Below are 17,915 nucleotides of genomic sequence, written 5' to 3'. Positions count from 1 at the left end.
TGCTTTATTTTACAAAAGCGTTCTTTAAATCTTCCTTCATATCAAGGACTGCCTGGCGGCTGGCATCCGCATAGTCTACAGAACTAAACTTCTCTTTATACGGGTCTTTCTGATAAGCACAGATAATTCCACGACTGGAGTTTACGATAGCACCAAGTCCATCCTCGTTAAAGAACGGTGCTAAATCTTTACCTGTTCCACCCTGTGCACCATATCCCGGTACAAGAATATAGTTTTTAGGCATGATCTTTCGAAGTGCTGCTCCCATCTCCGGATAAGTAGCTCCTACAACGGCTCCAACATAGCTGTAGTCTTCGCCCATAACATCTTCGCCCCACTCAGCTACCTTTTCAGCAACGATCTCATAAAGTGGCTTTCCATCAATCTGACGATCCTGGAATTCTCCACTGGATGGATTGGATGTTTTTACAAGAATAAATACACCCTTATCTGTGTCTTTGCACACTTTTAAGAAAGGCTTTACACCATCAGAACCAAGATATGGGTTCACCGTTACAAAGTCTTCTGTAAATGGAGAATATACATGTTCACCAATCTTTACTGTTCCAAGGTGTCCGATCGCATATGCTTCGGATGTAGAGCCAATATCGCCTCTCTTGATATCTCCGATGATAACAAGTCCTTTGCTCTTTGCGTAATCGCATGTCTTTTTGAAAGCTTTCAATCCCTCAACACCAAATTGCTCATACATGGCAACCTGTGGCTTTACTGCCGGAATAAGATCATAAGTTGCATCGATAATGCCCTTATTAAACTGCCAGATTGCTTCACATGCACCTTCTAATGTCTCTCCGTATGCAGCAAAAGCATCTTTTACAAGATGTTTTGGTACATAAGAAAGCATCGGGTCAAGACCAACAACGATAGGCGCATCTTTTTCTTTGATTCCTTTTACTAACTGATTAATCATAACTTCCTCCAGAATTCTACTGATATCCTTTTCATTCTAGCATAAATTTTTTCAGATGTACACTCACGATATGCCAAAAAACGACACGATTATTCTTAGCCGCGATATACAACTTTACCATCACAAATCGTATATTTTACTTTTCCATATAACTGTGCACCAAGAAACGGAGAATTTTCCGCTTTTGACTCGAAAGATTCTACTGTTCGGACTTCATCCGGTGCAAAAATAACGATATCTGCAGCCGCTCCTTCTTTCAATGTTCCACAGTCAAAATTATAAAGCTTTGCCGGATTAACCGTCATTTTTTCAAGAAGCTGCATCATCGTAAGATAGCCTCTTTTTACAAGACTTGTAATACCAAGAGATAATGATGTTTCAAGTCCAATGATTCCACTTGGCGCTTTTGTAAATTCTCTCTCTTTTTCTTCTATAGAATGAGGGGCATGATCGGTCGCGATCATATCAATCGTTCCATCTGCTAATCCTTCGATAATCTTTGTTCGATCCCATTCTGTACGGAGTGGCGGATTCATCTTTGCCATCGTTTCATAATTAAGTACATCTTCTTCTGTTAATGTAAAATGATGTGGTGTAGCCTCCGCAAAAACCTTTGCTCCTCGTTTTTTCGCATAACGAACCAAATCTACAGAACGACCAGAAGATATATGCTGAATGTCTACCTTTGCTCCAGTATCAAGTGCCAGCATGACATCTCTTGCCACCATCACATCTTCTGAAATTGCCGGTGCTCCGCCAATCCCCATCTTTTTAGAAATCACACCCTTGTTCACTCCGTTTACTTCGTTAAGTGCTGGATCTTCCTCATGCAATGAGATTGGCATATCCATTTTCGCTGCCTCTTCCATTGCTTTTTTAATAAATCCGGCATCTGTTAACGGGATTCCGTCATCTGTAAATCCACAGGCACCAGCATCTACCATCGCCTGGAAATCCACTAACTCTTTTCCCTCAAATCCTTTGGAAACCGCAGACACCTGCTTTACGTGAATCGGTAAGTTCTCTGCTCTTTTTAAAATATCCTGAATTACTTCTGGAGTATCAACGATTGGTTTTGTATTTGCCATACAGACAACCGTTGTGAATCCTCCTGCTGCTGCTGCATGACTTCCAGTTTCCAGATCTTCTTTATACGTAAAACCCGGATCACGAAAATGTACATGCACATCAACAAGTCCCGGTGCCGCAATACAGCCGTCCGCATTCAGTTTTTCAGCATCTTCTTCCCATTCCGGATGTTCTCCAAATCCGATGATCCGCTTATCTTCCACCCAGATATCTGTAACTTCATCTCTTCCAGATGCCGGATCCATCACATGTCCATTTTTAATTACTAACTTCATCTTTGTATCTCCTCACTTTATTTTAACCTTCAAATGCTTCATTTAACTTTAATGTACCTTCCAGCACAAATCTTCCATCTAAAAGAATCGGAATCTCTACCCGTTCCTCTGCCAGATCATGCATGACCTCTGATTCCACAACCCGCACAGTTACGGCTGTAATTCTTGAAAGCTCTTCATACGGAATCGTAATATCTGTATGGCAGTTAAAATAGGCTTTCTTTGGATCCTCTTTTCGAAGTACAGAACATTCATTTTCCTTTGCTACGATTTCTTTCCCATCCGGATTATATACACGAACATCTTCGCAATAAGAATAACAGGTATCTCCGATTGCGATATGCGGTCCCATTTTTTCTGCAATAAGGATAGGCAGTTTAGACATAATACCATACTTTTCAGCCATCACATAGGCAGTTGTATTTGTTCCGATCGCACACTCTCCAATCGGAAGTGTTTCTCTGTTATATAAAAGATTCTCCTTAATGAACTTCTGTCCGTCCTCTTCATCCGGGAAATTTGCACATGAATACTCTTCGATCATACCATCTTTAAAAGTAATCTTTAAATCTTTATAGTAAAGACCATTCAAATAGACTTCTGTCACATGTAAAAGACCATTTGTACCTTTTAGCTTAGGTGAAGTAAATACTTCCCCTACCGGAATATTGACATCGGCAAGACAGTTTTCAAACTTCGTTTCTTTGCTGGCATCTTTCAGATCGCATAGAGCAACCGTAAGATTCGTCATATTTCTTCCACGTCCCATGATATGCACCGCTTCTGACTGATCAAGCACATCAATCATATTTTGCTGAATCTTTTTGTACACTTCGTTATCTAACGTATTTACTTTACGAATCTCCTCAAAAATTTCCGGGAAATTCTCTCCGATCGAAGGAACTGGGTACGCAATAATCGTAAAACTCCTTTCCTCCTGATTGATAAATTCATTCAAAAGTTCGTTAGATAAAGAGGAATACTCTGTGGAAAGAATCTGCTGCCGCTCACTTAAATGATAGCTTTCCGGCTTATTTACCGGTTCAAACGGTTCTTCTCCAAAGACTTCAAAGCATGCCGGACCTGCAAATCCTGCCGCCTCCTGTTCATATTCTTCGTATGCCTTTCTCATACAGCTAAGCTTCCGGTCAATCATGCGCTTATCAAGGTAAATAGCATTATCAAAACGATGGTCATAGCCATACTGTGGATTTGGATCTGTTGAAATATATCCGATACGGAGATTCTGGCGTTTATTTAATGTATTAAGCGCCTCTCTGTAAATAACCGGTTTCAATCCCATGTCGGCAAACTGGCGGATTGCTGCGCGGATCACTCTCTCAAAGCCAATCGGATAACGGATATTCACTGTATCTTTCTTTGAAACATCTACCCCTTTTAGCTCAAATCCTCTTCGATATCCTTCTGTAAATGTTTCCGCTATCTGTGAAATTTCTTCTTCCGTAAGGCTGTTTAAAAACTTTGCCGTTTCAATTTCCACTTCTGAAATATAGTCCCCATAAGAATACAGATACGTCAGATCCGAAAGGTCAGAGTCCATGATAATCGATGTTGCAAAATCAAGTGCCGGGTCCACCAGTTCTCGTACTCTGTAGCCTGCCCAGTCATCTGCATAATCATAGAGGAACCAGTAGATCGTATCTTTAATCTGTTTATATGTTACATCCCCTTCTTCAAACATACAGTATATTTCCAGAAAAAGTTCATTTAAAATCGTGATTTTTTCAAGGTTCTGTTCAAAAACAAACGCTCTTTCCGAACGTAATTCCGTATATAAAAAACTCAGAATCCGACCAAACTCTTCTCCTAATTCCTGCACTGCAAATGCCGGATCTGCAAAAGAATGTCTGTAATTCTGAGGTAAGATATCCTGATAAAATAATGCATTCTCACTCTTTAACTGCTCAAAAGAACGGGACTTCCACACATCAGAAGAAATACATACAAAATCCTCTGCACATTTCTTTAGAAGCTGTGCTGTCTTCTTAAAATAATTCTGAATCTTTTCGTTCATGCCGTTGTTCTCCCCGGCAGCGATTTCTTCGATTCTTTCTCTTGTCAGTAAAAAGCGTTCTTCCACTTCTTTATTGCTTTCTTTAAACAACTCTCTATAATCCATATAAAATATATCACTCTCTTTCTGTTATTCCCAAATTCAAGAATGTCCCGTCATTCTTGCTGCAAGATGCGCGTCATGCAAGGCATGACATACTTCTTATCGTATTCCTACATCATGATAAAAGTAATCCCTATAAAAATAGCCACAATATTAATACATATTCCAGATATCTTATACTTCTGGTTGGTCTTAGCATCATCATAACTCATCACGCCCCAAAGGACACAAAAGAATGCCAGTACAACAAAAATACATCCAAGCAGACCTCCGACAACATTCAATCTTCCTTCTGTCACAATAGACAACACTGTCAAAATAGCAAATCCAATCAGTATGCCTATTCCCATAACCAGAGTAAGCACTGCATTTTTTGAAACTTTTTTCTCAGAAAAAGAAATATTTCCTGTATTCATATCTCTGCCTTTCCTTTCTCTTCTTTCTTTTTATGATCGGCCTTCCATTTATGATAAATAAAACGGATGATACAATAGCTGATCCATCCGAGCAGCCCTCCAAAAGTATTCATCATCAGATCATCCACATCAAACACTCCTACTTTTGTAACAAGCTGCAATGTTTCTATGCAAAGGCTAAATAAAAACGTATATATAATAATCCGGATACATCCGGTTTTCTCCAATCTCCATATCGGAACTAAAAAACCTATTGGGAAAAATACAAGAAGATTACCAAATAAGTTTAATAAAAATGCTTCGATAGAAACATAATTCCTGTATATAATAAAACGACGGATTTCCTCAAAAGGAACCAGATTATAGCGATAAGTACTATATCCATCTACCCGTCCCAGTCGGTCACTGAATAATACAAAATATATTACAACACAGCCATATAAAATCAATATTAAACGGCTCAGAGACCCCAGTCTCTTTCTGCTTTCATTCATTCTTTTTCCAGCCTTTTCTTATAATTATTATTCTCCTATAATACATTTTAAGGAACCGGCATAAAGCCGGTTCCCGTCATTTTTAAATCATTATTTTCCCTTTTAACTTGAGGGCACGCGCTCCACTTACAATAGAAATCACTCCTGCTGTAATTCCGACAATTGTTGTGATAATTCCTACTATAATTCCTGCAGCACCAATCTGTCCCAATGTTTTAAAAATCTTTTCGTTCATACAAATCTCCTGTCAGAATACTACTTTACTCCATACTGGTCATAATATGCATCAATTGCTTTTTTCAATTCATCATCAATAATGACTTTTCCTTTGTATGGTTTGTTGTAAAGATGCTCTACAACTTCTGCCATTGTAACGATAGCAGTTGTCTTCATTCCGTATTTCTCGCTGATTTCTGTAAGCGCACTCTTTTCTCCCTGACCTCTTTCCATACGGTCAACAGAAACAACTAAACCACCAACTTCTACATCTCCCTGTGCCTTAATGATCGGGAGTGTCTCCTGAATAGACGTACCTGCTGTAGTAACATCTTCAATAATGATAACCTTATCTCCGTCCTGAATCGGGCTTCCAAGGAGAATTCCTTTATCACCATGATCTTTTACTTCTTTACGGTTACTGCAGTAACGGATATCTTTATCATACTTTTCTGAAATGGCGATCGTTGCCGCTACGCTTAATGGAATTCCTTTATAAGCAGGACCAAACAGTACATCAAAATCAAAACCGAAATGATCATGAATTGCCTGTGCGTAATACTCACCTAATCTCTTTAACTGAGAGCCTGTACGGTAGAATCCGGTATTAACAAAAAATGGAGTCTTTCTTCCACTTTTTGTTACGAAGTCCCCAAACTTCAGTACATTGCAGTCAATCATAAATTCTATAAACTCTTTTTTGTATTGTTCCATAACAGCCTCCGATTTATCCTTTTGATTTATCTCAGTCGAGAAGACTCCACCTCTTTCATGTGGTGAGTGACAGATGCTCGACTTGAAATGTTCTCTTGAAATCTTCCTCGTACTTAAGATTCCAAAAGTACATCTGTTGTTTTGATTCTAACACAGTTTATTTGTATTTTCAACTTAGATAAAATATGTATAGACAGATTCTTTTAATCAATACATCCGATAATCTCGTTAATATCTTCAATATGATATCTTTCCATGTAAGCTTTTATTCCATCTAACACATCCATTGTGGCACGTGGATTGTGGAAATTCGCAGTTCCTACAGAAACCATTGTGGCACCTGCCATCATCATCTCAATGGCATCTTCTCCCGTAAGGATTCCTCCCATACCGATGATCGGCAGCTTGCAGGCATGGCTTACCTGATATACCATGCGGACGGCAACTGGTTTAATGGCAGGACCTGACATACCGCCTGTCTTATTCGCAAGAACGAACTTTCGTCTGTGAATATCAATCTTCATTCCGGTAAGTGTATTGATAAGAGAAAGGGCATCACTTCCTCCTGCTTCGGCTGCTCGTGCCATCTCCGTAATATCTGTGACATTCGGGCTTAACTTCATTACGATTGGCTGTTTTGCCTTTGCCTTGATTGCTTTTGTAATCTCATATAATGCATCCGGATTCTGTCCAAAAGCGATACCACCTTCTTTTACATTCGGACAGGATACATTAATCTCTAATAAATCTACCGGCTCATCTGCTAATCGTTCTACAACTTCTACATAGTCCGATGTACTTCTTCCACATACGTTGACAATAATAGATGCTCCTTTTTCTTTTAAATGGGGAATATCTCTTTTACAGAATAAGTCGATTCCCGGATTCTGGAGTCCAACCGCATTAAGCATTCCACCATATGTTTCTGCTACACGAGGAGTCGGATTTCCCTCCCAAGGTACATTTGCCACGCCTTTTGTTGTTACCGCTCCAAGTGCTGCAAGATCAACAAACTGTTCATATTCTGCACCAGAACCAAACGTTCCTGAGGCAGTTGTCACAGGATTCTTAAACTTCTTTCCAGCCAGTGTTACTTCTAAATTCATGAGAATACTACCTCCTTTGCATCAAATACCGGACCGTCTTTGCAGATTCGTGTATTGTTTACGTTTGTGTGATGATCTTTTGTCTTTGACTTACAGATGCAGCCAAGACAAGCTCCGATTCCACATGCCATTCTTTCTTCTAAGGAAATCTGTGCTTCCATTCCATGTTCTTCTGCATACGCTGCAAGCGCTTTTAACATTGGCATCGGTCCACAGGCATAGATGACCTTTCCTTCTACACCATACTTTTTAATTGCATCAATTACTGTACCCTTAACACCCTGGCTTCCATCTTCAGTTGCAATCTTTACATCGCACACTTCTTCAAATTCTTCTTTTAAGAAAGTGGATGTTCTGTATCCAAGTACAACTGTCTTCTCGGCATCTAACTGTTTTGCAAGCTCCAGCATCGGAGGAATTCCAATACCTCCACCGATAATAATTGCCTTTTCATTTTTCATTGTAAATCCGTTGCCAAGAGGTCCCATAACTTCTAATGTATCTCCTGCTTTCATTTCTGAAAACTCTTTTGTTCCTTCTCCTGCAACACGATAAACAACCCGCAATGTTCCTTCTGTTGGATTAATCCCGCAAATACTGATCGGACGAGGTAAAAGCTTACTCTTGTCATTACAGTACATTGCAATGAACTGTCCTGGTTTTGCTAAGGCAGCTCCCTTTGGAAAGGATAATTCCATATCAAATATTCCTTCATCGATCTGCTGCTGACGAACAACTTTCGCTGTTTCTTTTATCATCTCCATATATATGCCTCCTTTTTATAAATCAAATGATCCTTTATCTTATACACTTGTCTATACATACTGCTGCTTTTCATTGCAGCTGTCATCTGATCTAAACTGTCTCATTCTTTATAATATACACTGGTAACGGCGGATGATTCGGCTTATTATAAAATGCTTCTACGAGTACGGTATATTGATCATCCGGCAATTCTTTAAGCCATTGCAGCACCTGTTCCTTTTCGTCAAAACCACTGTCTCCCCCGCTGTAGATCAACAAAGATATCATACCACCCTCACAAAGTAAGGTAAGTCCCTTTTTCAGCGCTTCTATTGTTGTCTCTGCCTTTGTCGCAAGATGATGATCTCCCCCTGGAAGATATCCGAGATTAAACATAATCAAAGAAACACTTCCTTCATCGGCATATACATCCATATGTACATGCGTATCTAAAACAACTTCTGCCCTGTCCAAAAGATGTTCTTTGATAAGGCGGTTTCTTGTCTGTTCCACCGCCGTTTCCTGAATATCCATGGCAATAACCCTGCCATTGGCACCTGCGAGAGACGCTAGAAAAACCGTATCTTTCCCTGTTCCTGCTGTTGCGTCAATACACAAGGACGGATTCTTTATAAGCTGGCGGATTCTCTCATGACAATACTGTGTAATAGGTGTTCTTCTTTTCATTATAATCTATACTCTCCGATTTTTAAATAGAATTATTATCGTTATCCCGTCTGATCATCCTATTACTTTATGAAAAAGTACACAGCAACAATGATACCTAAAATAATACGATAGACACCAAAGGCTTTAAAGTCATTGTTCTTAATATAACCTAACAGGAACTTGATTGCTAAAATAGAAACGATAAATGCTACAACCATACCTACTACAAGAATAGCAACTTCATTCCCTGTATAATGAAAACCATATTTTACAAGTTTTAAGAAACTTGCCCCGAACATAACCGGTATGGACAAAAAGAAAGAATACTCTGCTGCTACAAAACGAGAGGTTCCAAGAAGCATTGCTCCGATGATTGTTGCTCCAGAACGGGAAGTTCCTGGAATAAGAGCAAGTACCTGAAAACATCCGATGATCAACGCAATCTTATAGGTTAGATCTGATAACCCTTTTACCTGTGATTCTTTATTCTTATTATGATTTTCAACAACAATAAATAAAATACCGTAAAGAATTAATGTAAAAGCTACTGTCTGCGCATTATAAAAAAGTGCATCGATCTTATCGTTAAATGCAAGACCGATTACCGCTGCCGGAAGACATCCTACGATTACCTTGCCCCATATATCAAATGTTTCCCTTTTCTCTCTGGCTGACTTTTTGGGACTAAATGGATTGAGTTTATGAAAATAAATCACACAGACCGCAAGAATTGCTCCAAGCTGAATTACTACAAGAAACATTTCCATAAATGCTTTCGATACATTAAGTTTAATGAATTCATCTACAAGGATCATATGCCCGGTAGAACTGATTGGAAGCCATTCCGTAATTCCTTCCACAATTCCAAGCAGAATTACTTTTAACATTTCAATTAACATTTTCTATAATTACCTCCTGTAATATTTTATCGCTTCATTCTATCACAGATTCCTGTATTTGTCCCCTTTATTGCATACTAAAAAGAAAAAAGTCTTTCCGTACTTTTTACAGGAAACTTATTTTTCAAGTTCTAAAAGTCCCTGTTCCATCAGATACTTTATGGAAAACAGCCGCGGTTTTTTGCTGTTATCAAACTTTATTTTAATTTTATCTTCTTTTAATTCAAGTACCGTTCCCTTACCAATATTTTTATGGATCACTCTTTTTCCTTTTTGAAATTCTTTCTTGTCATAACGAAGTTCTCCTATATAGCGGGAAATCTGTGCATCCTTTTGATAAAGTTCCTTTACCGAATAGAGAAACAAATATGTTTTTGCCCTTGTAACTGCTACATAAAACAGCCGTCTCTCTTCTTCGAGGTCCGCCTCTTTTACTGCTTTTTTATGTGGTGTTACTCCTTCATTTATATCCATGACAAATACAACTTCATATTCTAATCCTTTTGAACTATGCATCGTTGTAAGTGTCACACCGCTTTTTTGCTGCCTTCCGGCTTCCATCTGTTTTCTAAGTTCCTCTCCATAAGATTCTATGTAAGCAAACCATTCTTCAAAACTGTGATATTCCTTTGCACTTTCCTGAATCTGATTCAAGACTTCTTCAAGGTCATCCGGGTTCATTCTTCGAAACTGTGCATACTCGTTCATATAATCTTCATAACCAATCCCGTTACGTATATATTGAATCGCAGCATATGGCTCCATCTTCCTTAGAAGATACAGATCCATTTCTAATTTATCAATCTTCTCATAAAGCCACTTTTTCCCAAAGGTCTGCTGCTTTAGTTTTTTTAAATCTACCTGCGGTTCTGTGATCATACTTCTTGATATATATCGTTTCGGCCGGTTCATTACCTGTAAAAACAGCTTTCGGTCTCTGTTTCCCATAGCAAGCTTTATATACGTTAATATATTCCTTGCTATCCAGTGATCAAATATATTTGGGATAACATCCCGCATCTGAAATGGAATATTATATTCCATTAACCGTCCAACAAGTAATCTCGGCTGCGTATTGGTGCGGAAAATAACCGCCATATCTTCTAGTGGAATTCCTTTTTTATAATAAAAACGTATTCCTTTTAAAATATCTGTACACTCTTCTCCCGCATCTTTTAGATTTCGAAATGTAATAGGGACTTTACTTCCTCGAGCTGCCTGCATATTCTTTGGAAAACGCTTTGTATTATGACTAATCAGATGTTCTGCACCCTCTACAATTTCTTCACTGCATCGATAGTTCGTATTTAAAATCACCTTTTTTGCCTCTGGATAATCCTTCTCAAATCCAAGCATAATTTCCGGTCTTGCTCCCCGAAAGCGATAAATAGACTGGTCATCATCACCAACAATAAACAGATGATCTCCCTTACCTGCCAGCATTCGTATGATCTCATACTGCACTTTATTAATATCCTGAAACTCATCAATTAAAATATGCTGAAACTTATTCTGCCATAAAGTCCGGATATCTTCTCTCTCTTTTAACAGTTCATAACAAAAAACCAGCATATCATCAAAATCTATGAGATTCTCTTCCCGCAGTCTTTTCTCATACCCTTCATAAATCTGAGCAAACAATTCGTCTGAACAGTTATTACTGTGATAGTAGGAAAGGGACATCATCTCTCCTTTTACGTAACTGATCTCATTGATAATTCCGGAAAGAAATTCATTCTCATCTTCTATCTCAAGTTCCATATTCTCCGTCATTTCTTTTATGTATCGCCGCTTTACATCTTCTCTGATAATATTTGCAACAGTATAACGGTACGCATAACGAAGAATCATAAAGAAAATAGAATGAAAAGTACCAAAGGTTACCGGAGCATTTTCCATTCCGTCAAACATAAAAAATCGTTTTTTCATTTCCTCCGCCGCTGCTCTGGTAAATGTAATTACTAAAATATTAGACGGATGAACTCCTGCATTTTCTATAAGCCACTTTACACGATAAGTAATTACCAGTGTCTTTCCTGACCCAGGTCCTGCTAAAACCATCAGCGGACCACCTTTATGTGTAATAGCCTCTTCCTGCTCTCTATTAAATGTACCTGGCACGTTTCTTCCTCCTTTCCCCTGACATATATTCTCTAATCACTGAAATCCTTGCAAAATAAAAGGGTGTCTCTCAACACCCTTTTATCATTCACGCAGTTAAATCTCCATTCGAGGATACTCTTTCTGCTATTCTTTGCTATTAATGTTTTGCAACAGTTTTAAGATATGCCTCAACTTCTGCTTCTGTTGTCATAGACATAGCCTTTGCTGCAACGGCATCTGCTTCTTCTTTTGTCCAAAGGGAGATTCCCTTTCTTGTAGCTAAAATAGAAGTAGCACTTACACTAAATTCACTTAAACCAAAGGAAATTAATAATGGAGCAAGTAATGGATCTGCAGCTGCTTCACCACACATACCAACCATGATTCCCTCTGCTCTTCCGGCCTTGATCACACGCTCGATAGAACGAAGTACTGCCGGGTTATACGCAGAGTAAAGATATGCAACTTCTGCATTACCTCTGTCTACTGCCATAGTGTAACCTGTAAGATCGTTTGTTCCGATACTGAAAAAGTCTGCTTCTTTTGCAAAAACATCTGCCATTAAACTTGCTGCAGGTGTCTCTATCATGATACCAACCTTGATATCTTCATTATATGCAACACCTTCTGCTTTAAGCTCTTCCTTAATTTCTGCTACCATATCTTTTACTGCACGAAGCTCATCTAAACAGGTAACCATAGGAATCATAATACGAATATCGCCATATGCGCTGGCACGAAGCAATGCTTTTAACTGAGGACGATATAAGTCTTCTCTCTTTAAGCATAAACGAATCGCGCGGAAACCAAGGAAAGGATTCTCTTCTTTTTCAAGAGCAAGATATGGAATCTCTTTGTCTCCTCCAACATCCAATGTACGAATAATAACCGGCTTACCTTCTAAAGTCTCAGCTACTTTTCTGTAAGCAGCAAACTGCTCTTCTTCTGTAGGAATCTGTGGACGATCCATGAAAAGGAATTCTGTACGGAATAAACCGATTCCTTCACCGTCACATTCTACTACTTTCAATGCATCTTCCGGTTTACCGATATTAGCGCAAAGTTCAACTTTAACACCATCTGCTGTTACGGTCTCTTTGCCAATAAACTGAGCAAGCGCTGCCTTCTCTTCAAGATATGCAGCTCGTTTCTGCTCATATTCTGCCTGAAGTGCTTCATCAGGATTAACATATACCTGTCCTTCTGAGCCGTCTAATACTACATTATCGCCATTAGAAATCTCTTCTGTGATTCCCGGTATACTGAGTACCGCCGGAATTTCAAGCGCACGTGCAAGAATTGCTGAATGAGAAGTCTTGCCTCCAACTTCTGTAAGAATACCTGTTACGTTCTTTGGATTAATTCCTGCTGTCATAGAAGGAGTTAAATCTTCTGCCACTAAAACAGTTCCTTCCGGCACACTTGCTAAATCGACATCTTCGACATCAAGAAGTATCTTCAATAATCTTGTCTTTATATCACATACATCTGTTGCGCGTTGCTGAAACATCTCATCGTCAATACCTGCGAACATCTGCATATAATAATCACAAATCTTCTCTACGGCAGCTTCTGCGCACATCTTGTCATCTGCGATGCTTGATTCCATCTGGCCGGTCATCTCCGGATCCATAAGAAGAAGGACATGTCCTTCCAGAATCTCTGCTTCTTTCTCCCCTACTCTTTCTTTCATGTCATCTGCCATTGCCTGTGTCTTTGCGATACATTTGTCAAGGGCATCTGTTAATCTTTGCTTTTCAGCATCAACATCACTGACTGCTTTATTATCGTATGCAAGGGAAGGTTCTTTTACAATAACAGCGGAACCGATACCGATTCCTGCTGATGCACCAATACCAGTATACATTATCTTCACCTCAAATTTTGAATTACAATTATTCTCCTAAACCGGATTCGATCATCTCGATAGCAGTCTTTAATGCGTCTTCTTCATCAGGTCCGTCACACTGGATCTCTACTTCAGAACCACACTTAATACAAGCACCGATAATGTTAAGAAGGCTCTTACCATTCGTTGCTTTTCCGTTGAAATTGATTGTAACATCGCTATCAAACTTAGCCATTCCTTTAGCGAATACTCCTGCCGGTCTCATGTGAAGTCCCTGTGGGTTGTTGATTGTAACTTTCTGTGATACCATAGTTATTTCTCCTTTTCTTAAATAGGGTAATATAAAAATAAATAATAGCTAAAGAAAACAGGATATTGTGCTGCTGGCTGATGCATTCGGTTAGTATTATACCCTGCGATCATACCTCCCCTTATTCCTTTAGTATTCATTATTTTACCATTTTTTATATACACTGTCAATATAACAGCGTCCCGACTCCGGTAAAATCATCTGTAACTTTCTTTCAGAAATGTAATTTAAATCCTTGTCGATAAAAACGTATACTCTTTCTTCCCAGCTTCATCATCTGGATAAAGCTCTACATATTTTTTCGCTGCCTCGTATGCCTTATCATACGCCTCTGCTTTTTCATAGATGACAATCTTTCCATACATAAAATCTGCCTTCGTTTCACCACCCTGTTCAATCCCCTTCTGAACATACTTCAGTGCTTTATCATAATTCTGTTTTTCTACGTATATTTCACAGATTTTTTCCAGAAAATCAGTATCCTGTGTATGATTCCAGCCTTGTTCATACACTTTTACGGCTCCTTGTGCATCACCGGACTTTGCGACACACTCGCCCTTCAACATATAATATTGTGCATTTTTACTGTCATTATTAATAAGTTTATTGTATATTTTTTCCGCTTTATCATATTCTTTTAGCTGATAATGACTCTCTGCCAGATAACAGGTCATATCCAGATCAATCTCTCTGGCAAACACAGACTTCCGCTTTAACGCTTCTTCCAGGTATGAGATTGTTTTAGAATAATCTTCTTCCTTAAAATAAAGCAATGCCTCTTTTCGGTATTCGATCTTCTGCTGATAATTATGCCACTGAAAAATACCTGTTCCGGCTAATAAAATCACAACGACAATTGCACCACGAATGATAATTTTACGCATAGAAAACCTCATTTCTCTTAAATGATGCACTTTTGAAATCAAGTGCAAAAGCTTTGGGAATACTTGAACGAAAGAAAGGATGCCGCAGCATCCTTTCCTCAAAAATTATTATTTTCTTAAACCTAACTGTTCGATTAAGGTTCTGTAACGTTCAATATCTTTACCTTTTAAGTATGCAAGAAGGTTTCTTCTCTGACCAACCATCTTTAAAAGACCACGTCTTGAATGATGATCCTTAGGGTTTGCCTTAAAATGATTCTGAAGATCATTAATTCTTGCTGTAAGAAGTGCTACCTGTACTTCAGGTGAACCTGTATCTCCTTCTGTTCTTGCATATTTTGTCATAATTTCCTGTTTCATTTCCTTTGTAATCATGTTACAATTCCTCCTATTATTATAATCACCTTTACGAAGATAAGGTCGGAGACTCCATACCCTGGCAAAGGTTCTAGCTAAAAGCATCTTTCATAGATTAGCATACTATTCTTTTTTTGTAAAGTTTTTTTAAGAATATTTTTCAAGAAGTTTCTGGAAATATTCAGGAAGCGGTGCCTCAAATTCTACATACTCTCCTGTCCTTGGATGAACAAATCCAAGCACTCTGGCATGGAGGCACTGTCCGGTAAGTCCCATATCATTCTTTGGACCATAAATCGTATCTCCTAATAAAGGATGGCGTATGCTTGCCATATGCACACGAATCTGATGCGTTCTTCCTGTTTCTAACTGACACTCAATATGATTCACCTGATGATTTAAATGACTGAGTACTTTGTAATGTGTTACTGCCCGCTTTCCGTTTTTAGGTTCGACAGCCATCTTCTTTCTGTCAACCGGACTTCTTCCGATCGGTGCGTCAACAGTTCCTTCTTCCTGCGTAAAGTTATTATATACGATTGCTTCGTATTTTCTTGTGATCGAATGTTCTTTTAATTGTTCTGCCAGGCTTTTGTGCGCCATGTCATTCTTGCATACAACAAGAACTCCTGTTGTATCTTTATCGATTCTATGAACGATTCCCGGCCGTAAAACACCGTTAATTCCCGAAAGATTATCTTTACAATGATAAAGAAGTCCATTTACAAGTGTTCCTTTATAACGTCCCGGACAAGGATGAACAACCATATCTTTTTGTTTATTAATCAAAATAACATCTTCATCCTCATAAAGAATGTCCAGATCCATTTGTTCCGGAAGAACTTCTAATTCCTTTAATGGAGGGACACAGATCACAACGGCATCGTCCACACGAAGACGGTATCCTGGTTTTTGTTTTTTCTCTCCTACCTGAACCTGCCCTTCTTTGATCAGCTTTTGAATATAAGAACGGGAATGTTCTTTTAACTCTGCTGCGAGAAATTGATCTAAACGCATCCCCTCCTGTTCTTCCATAACCGTATAATAATATCTTTGTTCCTGCTTACTTTCCTGATTTACTTTCTCTTGCTTTGCCGTTTCTGTCATAGTTACAACTCCCGCCTGCCCTCTTTTGTTTTTTTAGGAAATATCCTGTCAAAATCTTCTTCCTGATAGAAGAATAAAATTAAAATAACAAGCATAACCGCCGCCACTGTCACATAAATATCTGCCACATTAAATACTGGAAAGTTAATGAGGCTGAAATAAACAAAATCCACAACGTACTTCCTGAAAATACGGTCTATCATATTCCCTACAGCTCCTGCTCCCACGAAATACAGGCATATCTTTAGCGGAGTAAAATGTCTTTCCTCCGGTATCTTTCCCGAAATCCATATAAGACCCGCCAGTACCGCCAGAGTAATGATCAAAAAGAACCATTGCTTATTCTGCATGATTCCAAATGCTGCTCCCCGGTTTTCCACATAATAAATCTCAAGTACATTCCGGATAACAGGAATACTTCCTATTGGCTTTAATACCTTTACTGCCCATAATTTTGTAAGCTGGTCTGCTAACAGAAGTATAATAAAAATAACTGCTGCTTTTAATTTTTTCCCCATTATACTTCTCCCTGTTCTATAACGGCAAACATTTCTTCCGGAGTGACATCCTGATAAATTGCTGCCTTTCCAATCTGGTCTAATAAAATGAACTTAATCTTTCCATGTTCCATTTTTTTATCGTGTTTTGTTTCTTTCACAACTTCTTTTGCCTTAAGTTCTTTCGGCAATGCTGGAAAATCAAAATATGCATAAATGTTTTTGATTTCTTTGTTTTCCTGTTCACTAATATATCCTCTTTTACTTGATATATCCGCTGCTAACAATGAACCAATTGCCACACATTCTCCATGTGTCAGTGAGAAATTCATTAACTTTTCTATAGAATGTCCTAACGTATGCCCGAAATTAAGCAGGGCGCGGACACCATGTTCCTTTGGGTCTTCCTCAACCACCGCTCTTTTAATAAGGCAGCTTCCCTCTACCATATGTGCGAGTGCTTCGTCTTTTCTTTCTGCAATGGCTTCTTTATTCGCTTTTATCCATTCAAAATATGCTCTATCACGAATAAGTCCATGTTTGATGACCTCTCCAAGTCCACTGTGATACTGTCGCTCAGAAAGTGTCTTTATCGTATTTACATTAATGTATACCAGTTTTGGCATATAAAAAGCACCTACCATATTTTTATATGCATGATAATCTACTCCTGTTTTTCCTCCGATACTGCTGTCCACCTGTGCGAGCAGACTTGTAGGAATCTGTACGAAGTCGATTCCCCGCAGATAAGTAGCAGCAGCAAATCCTGTCAGATCTCCGGTAACTCCGCCGCCAAGTGCAAGGAGCATATCTTTTCTGTCAAATTCATGTGTAATCAGAAAGTGATACAGATTATCTACTGTGGATAAATTTTTACTTGCCTCCCCTTCCTGAAAAATATATACTTCTACCTTTGCACATCTGCCTTCTAAAATACTTTTAACTTCTTCCAGATAATAGGAAGCCACCCTTCGTTCTGTAACAATACATAACTTTCGTTCCTGAATATCAAGAGCAGAAAGTTCTTTTACCAGGTTTGAAAAACTATTTTCAATTACAATATCATATACTTTTTTTCCTTCTGCACTTACTTCGAGTCTTTTTTCTAACATTGTCTG

19 protein-coding genes are annotated in these 17,915 nt (G+C 38.6%); all 19 read right to left on the bottom strand.

Annotated elements, in window-relative coordinates; translation table 11 throughout:
* Positions 1-4: 4 nt before the first annotated feature.
* Complete coding sequence (gene pyrF, locus FYJ25_RS03500) at positions 5-931, bottom strand: orotidine-5'-phosphate decarboxylase (protein WP_021907102.1); 927 nt, start codon at positions 929-931, stop codon at positions 5-7.
* 95 nt (positions 932-1,026) lie between these two features.
* A complete protein-coding gene (locus FYJ25_RS03495) occupies positions 1,027-2,295 on the bottom strand; it encodes a dihydroorotase (RefSeq protein WP_154580540.1) in 1,269 nt (422 codons plus the stop codon).
* 22 nt (positions 2,296-2,317) lie between these two features.
* Entirely contained in the window at positions 2,318-4,435 is a 2,118-nt protein-coding gene (locus FYJ25_RS03490; protein ID WP_154580539.1) for an aminopeptidase, read from the bottom strand.
* 107 nt (positions 4,436-4,542) lie between these two features.
* Complete coding sequence (locus FYJ25_RS03485; RefSeq protein ID WP_021907105.1) at positions 4,543-4,848, bottom strand: hypothetical protein; 306 nt, start codon at positions 4,846-4,848, stop codon at positions 4,543-4,545.
* Positions 4,845-5,342, bottom strand: coding sequence for a VanZ family protein (locus tag FYJ25_RS03480; protein WP_147607381.1), 498 nt, complete (start codon positions 5,340-5,342; stop codon positions 4,845-4,847). The genes FYJ25_RS03485 and FYJ25_RS03480 overlap by 4 nt, the downstream gene beginning before the upstream one ends.
* Positions 5,343-5,424: 82 nt before the next feature.
* Positions 5,425-5,577, bottom strand: coding sequence for a hypothetical protein (locus FYJ25_RS14375; RefSeq protein ID WP_021907107.1), 153 nt, complete (start codon positions 5,575-5,577; stop codon positions 5,425-5,427).
* A 20-nt stretch (positions 5,578-5,597) separates the two neighbouring features.
* Entirely contained in the window at positions 5,598-6,272 is a 675-nt protein-coding gene (gene pyrE / locus FYJ25_RS03475; protein WP_021907108.1) for an orotate phosphoribosyltransferase, read from the bottom strand.
* Positions 6,273-6,475: 203 nt separating this feature from the next.
* Positions 6,476-7,378, bottom strand: coding sequence for a dihydroorotate dehydrogenase (locus FYJ25_RS03470; protein ID WP_096240738.1), 903 nt, complete (start codon positions 7,376-7,378; stop codon positions 6,476-6,478).
* Positions 7,375-8,142 carry a dihydroorotate dehydrogenase electron transfer subunit gene (locus FYJ25_RS03465; RefSeq protein WP_205677377.1) on the bottom strand — a complete coding sequence of 256 codons (768 nt, stop codon included), beginning with the start codon at positions 8,140-8,142 and terminating at the stop codon, positions 7,375-7,377. The genes FYJ25_RS03470 and FYJ25_RS03465 overlap by 4 nt, the downstream gene beginning before the upstream one ends.
* A 91-nt stretch (positions 8,143-8,233) precedes the next feature.
* The gene (locus tag FYJ25_RS03460; RefSeq protein ID WP_154580538.1) at positions 8,234-8,809 is read right to left on the bottom strand and encodes a tRNA 5-(aminomethyl)-2-thiouridylate-methyltransferase MnmM; all 576 of its coding nucleotides are present in this window, start codon (positions 8,807-8,809) and stop codon (positions 8,234-8,236) included.
* Positions 8,810-8,871: 62 nt separating this feature from the next.
* Positions 8,872-9,690, bottom strand: a complete 819-nt coding sequence (locus FYJ25_RS03455) for an undecaprenyl-diphosphate phosphatase (protein WP_154580537.1) — start codon at positions 9,688-9,690, stop codon at positions 8,872-8,874.
* 117 nt (positions 9,691-9,807) lie between these two features.
* A complete protein-coding gene (locus tag FYJ25_RS03450) occupies positions 9,808-11,811 on the bottom strand; it encodes an ATP-dependent helicase (RefSeq protein ID WP_330578244.1) in 2,004 nt (667 codons plus the stop codon).
* Between the two features lie 139 nt (positions 11,812-11,950).
* Positions 11,951-13,660: a phosphoenolpyruvate--protein phosphotransferase gene (gene ptsP, locus FYJ25_RS03445; protein WP_147607377.1), complete on the bottom strand. Its 1,710-nt coding sequence runs from the start codon at positions 13,658-13,660 to the stop codon at positions 11,951-11,953.
* A gap of 28 nt (positions 13,661-13,688) precedes the next feature.
* Positions 13,689-13,952 carry an HPr family phosphocarrier protein gene (locus FYJ25_RS03440; RefSeq protein WP_021907115.1) on the bottom strand — a complete coding sequence of 88 codons (264 nt, stop codon included), beginning with the start codon at positions 13,950-13,952 and terminating at the stop codon, positions 13,689-13,691.
* Between the two features lie 227 nt (positions 13,953-14,179).
* On the bottom strand, positions 14,180-14,836 hold the full coding sequence (locus FYJ25_RS03435) for a tetratricopeptide repeat protein (RefSeq protein ID WP_157908581.1): 657 nt from the start codon (positions 14,834-14,836) through the stop codon (positions 14,180-14,182).
* 108 nt (positions 14,837-14,944) lie between these two features.
* Positions 14,945-15,211 (bottom strand): 30S ribosomal protein S15, encoded by a 267-nt coding sequence (rpsO, locus tag FYJ25_RS03430; RefSeq protein ID WP_021907117.1) that lies wholly within the window; start codon positions 15,209-15,211, stop codon positions 14,945-14,947.
* A gap of 129 nt (positions 15,212-15,340) precedes the next feature.
* On the bottom strand, positions 15,341-16,300 hold the full coding sequence (locus tag FYJ25_RS03425; protein WP_021907118.1) for an RluA family pseudouridine synthase: 960 nt from the start codon (positions 16,298-16,300) through the stop codon (positions 15,341-15,343).
* Between the two features lie 2 nt (positions 16,301-16,302).
* On the bottom strand, positions 16,303-16,818 hold the full coding sequence (gene lspA, locus FYJ25_RS03420; protein ID WP_021907119.1) for a signal peptidase II: 516 nt from the start codon (positions 16,816-16,818) through the stop codon (positions 16,303-16,305).
* The gene (gene aroB, locus FYJ25_RS03415) at positions 16,818-17,909 is read right to left on the bottom strand and encodes a 3-dehydroquinate synthase (RefSeq protein ID WP_154580536.1); all 1,092 of its coding nucleotides are present in this window, start codon (positions 17,907-17,909) and stop codon (positions 16,818-16,820) included. The genes lspA and aroB overlap by 1 nt, the downstream gene beginning before the upstream one ends.
* Positions 17,910-17,915: the final 6 nt, after the last annotated feature.

It is taken from the genome of Anaerobutyricum soehngenii (assembly GCF_009697165.1).
Taxonomy (GTDB): domain Bacteria; phylum Bacillota; class Clostridia; order Lachnospirales; family Lachnospiraceae; genus Anaerobutyricum; species Anaerobutyricum soehngenii.
Note: the sequence above shows the minus strand (reverse complement) of the source record. Positions and strands in the feature narration are given on the sequence as shown.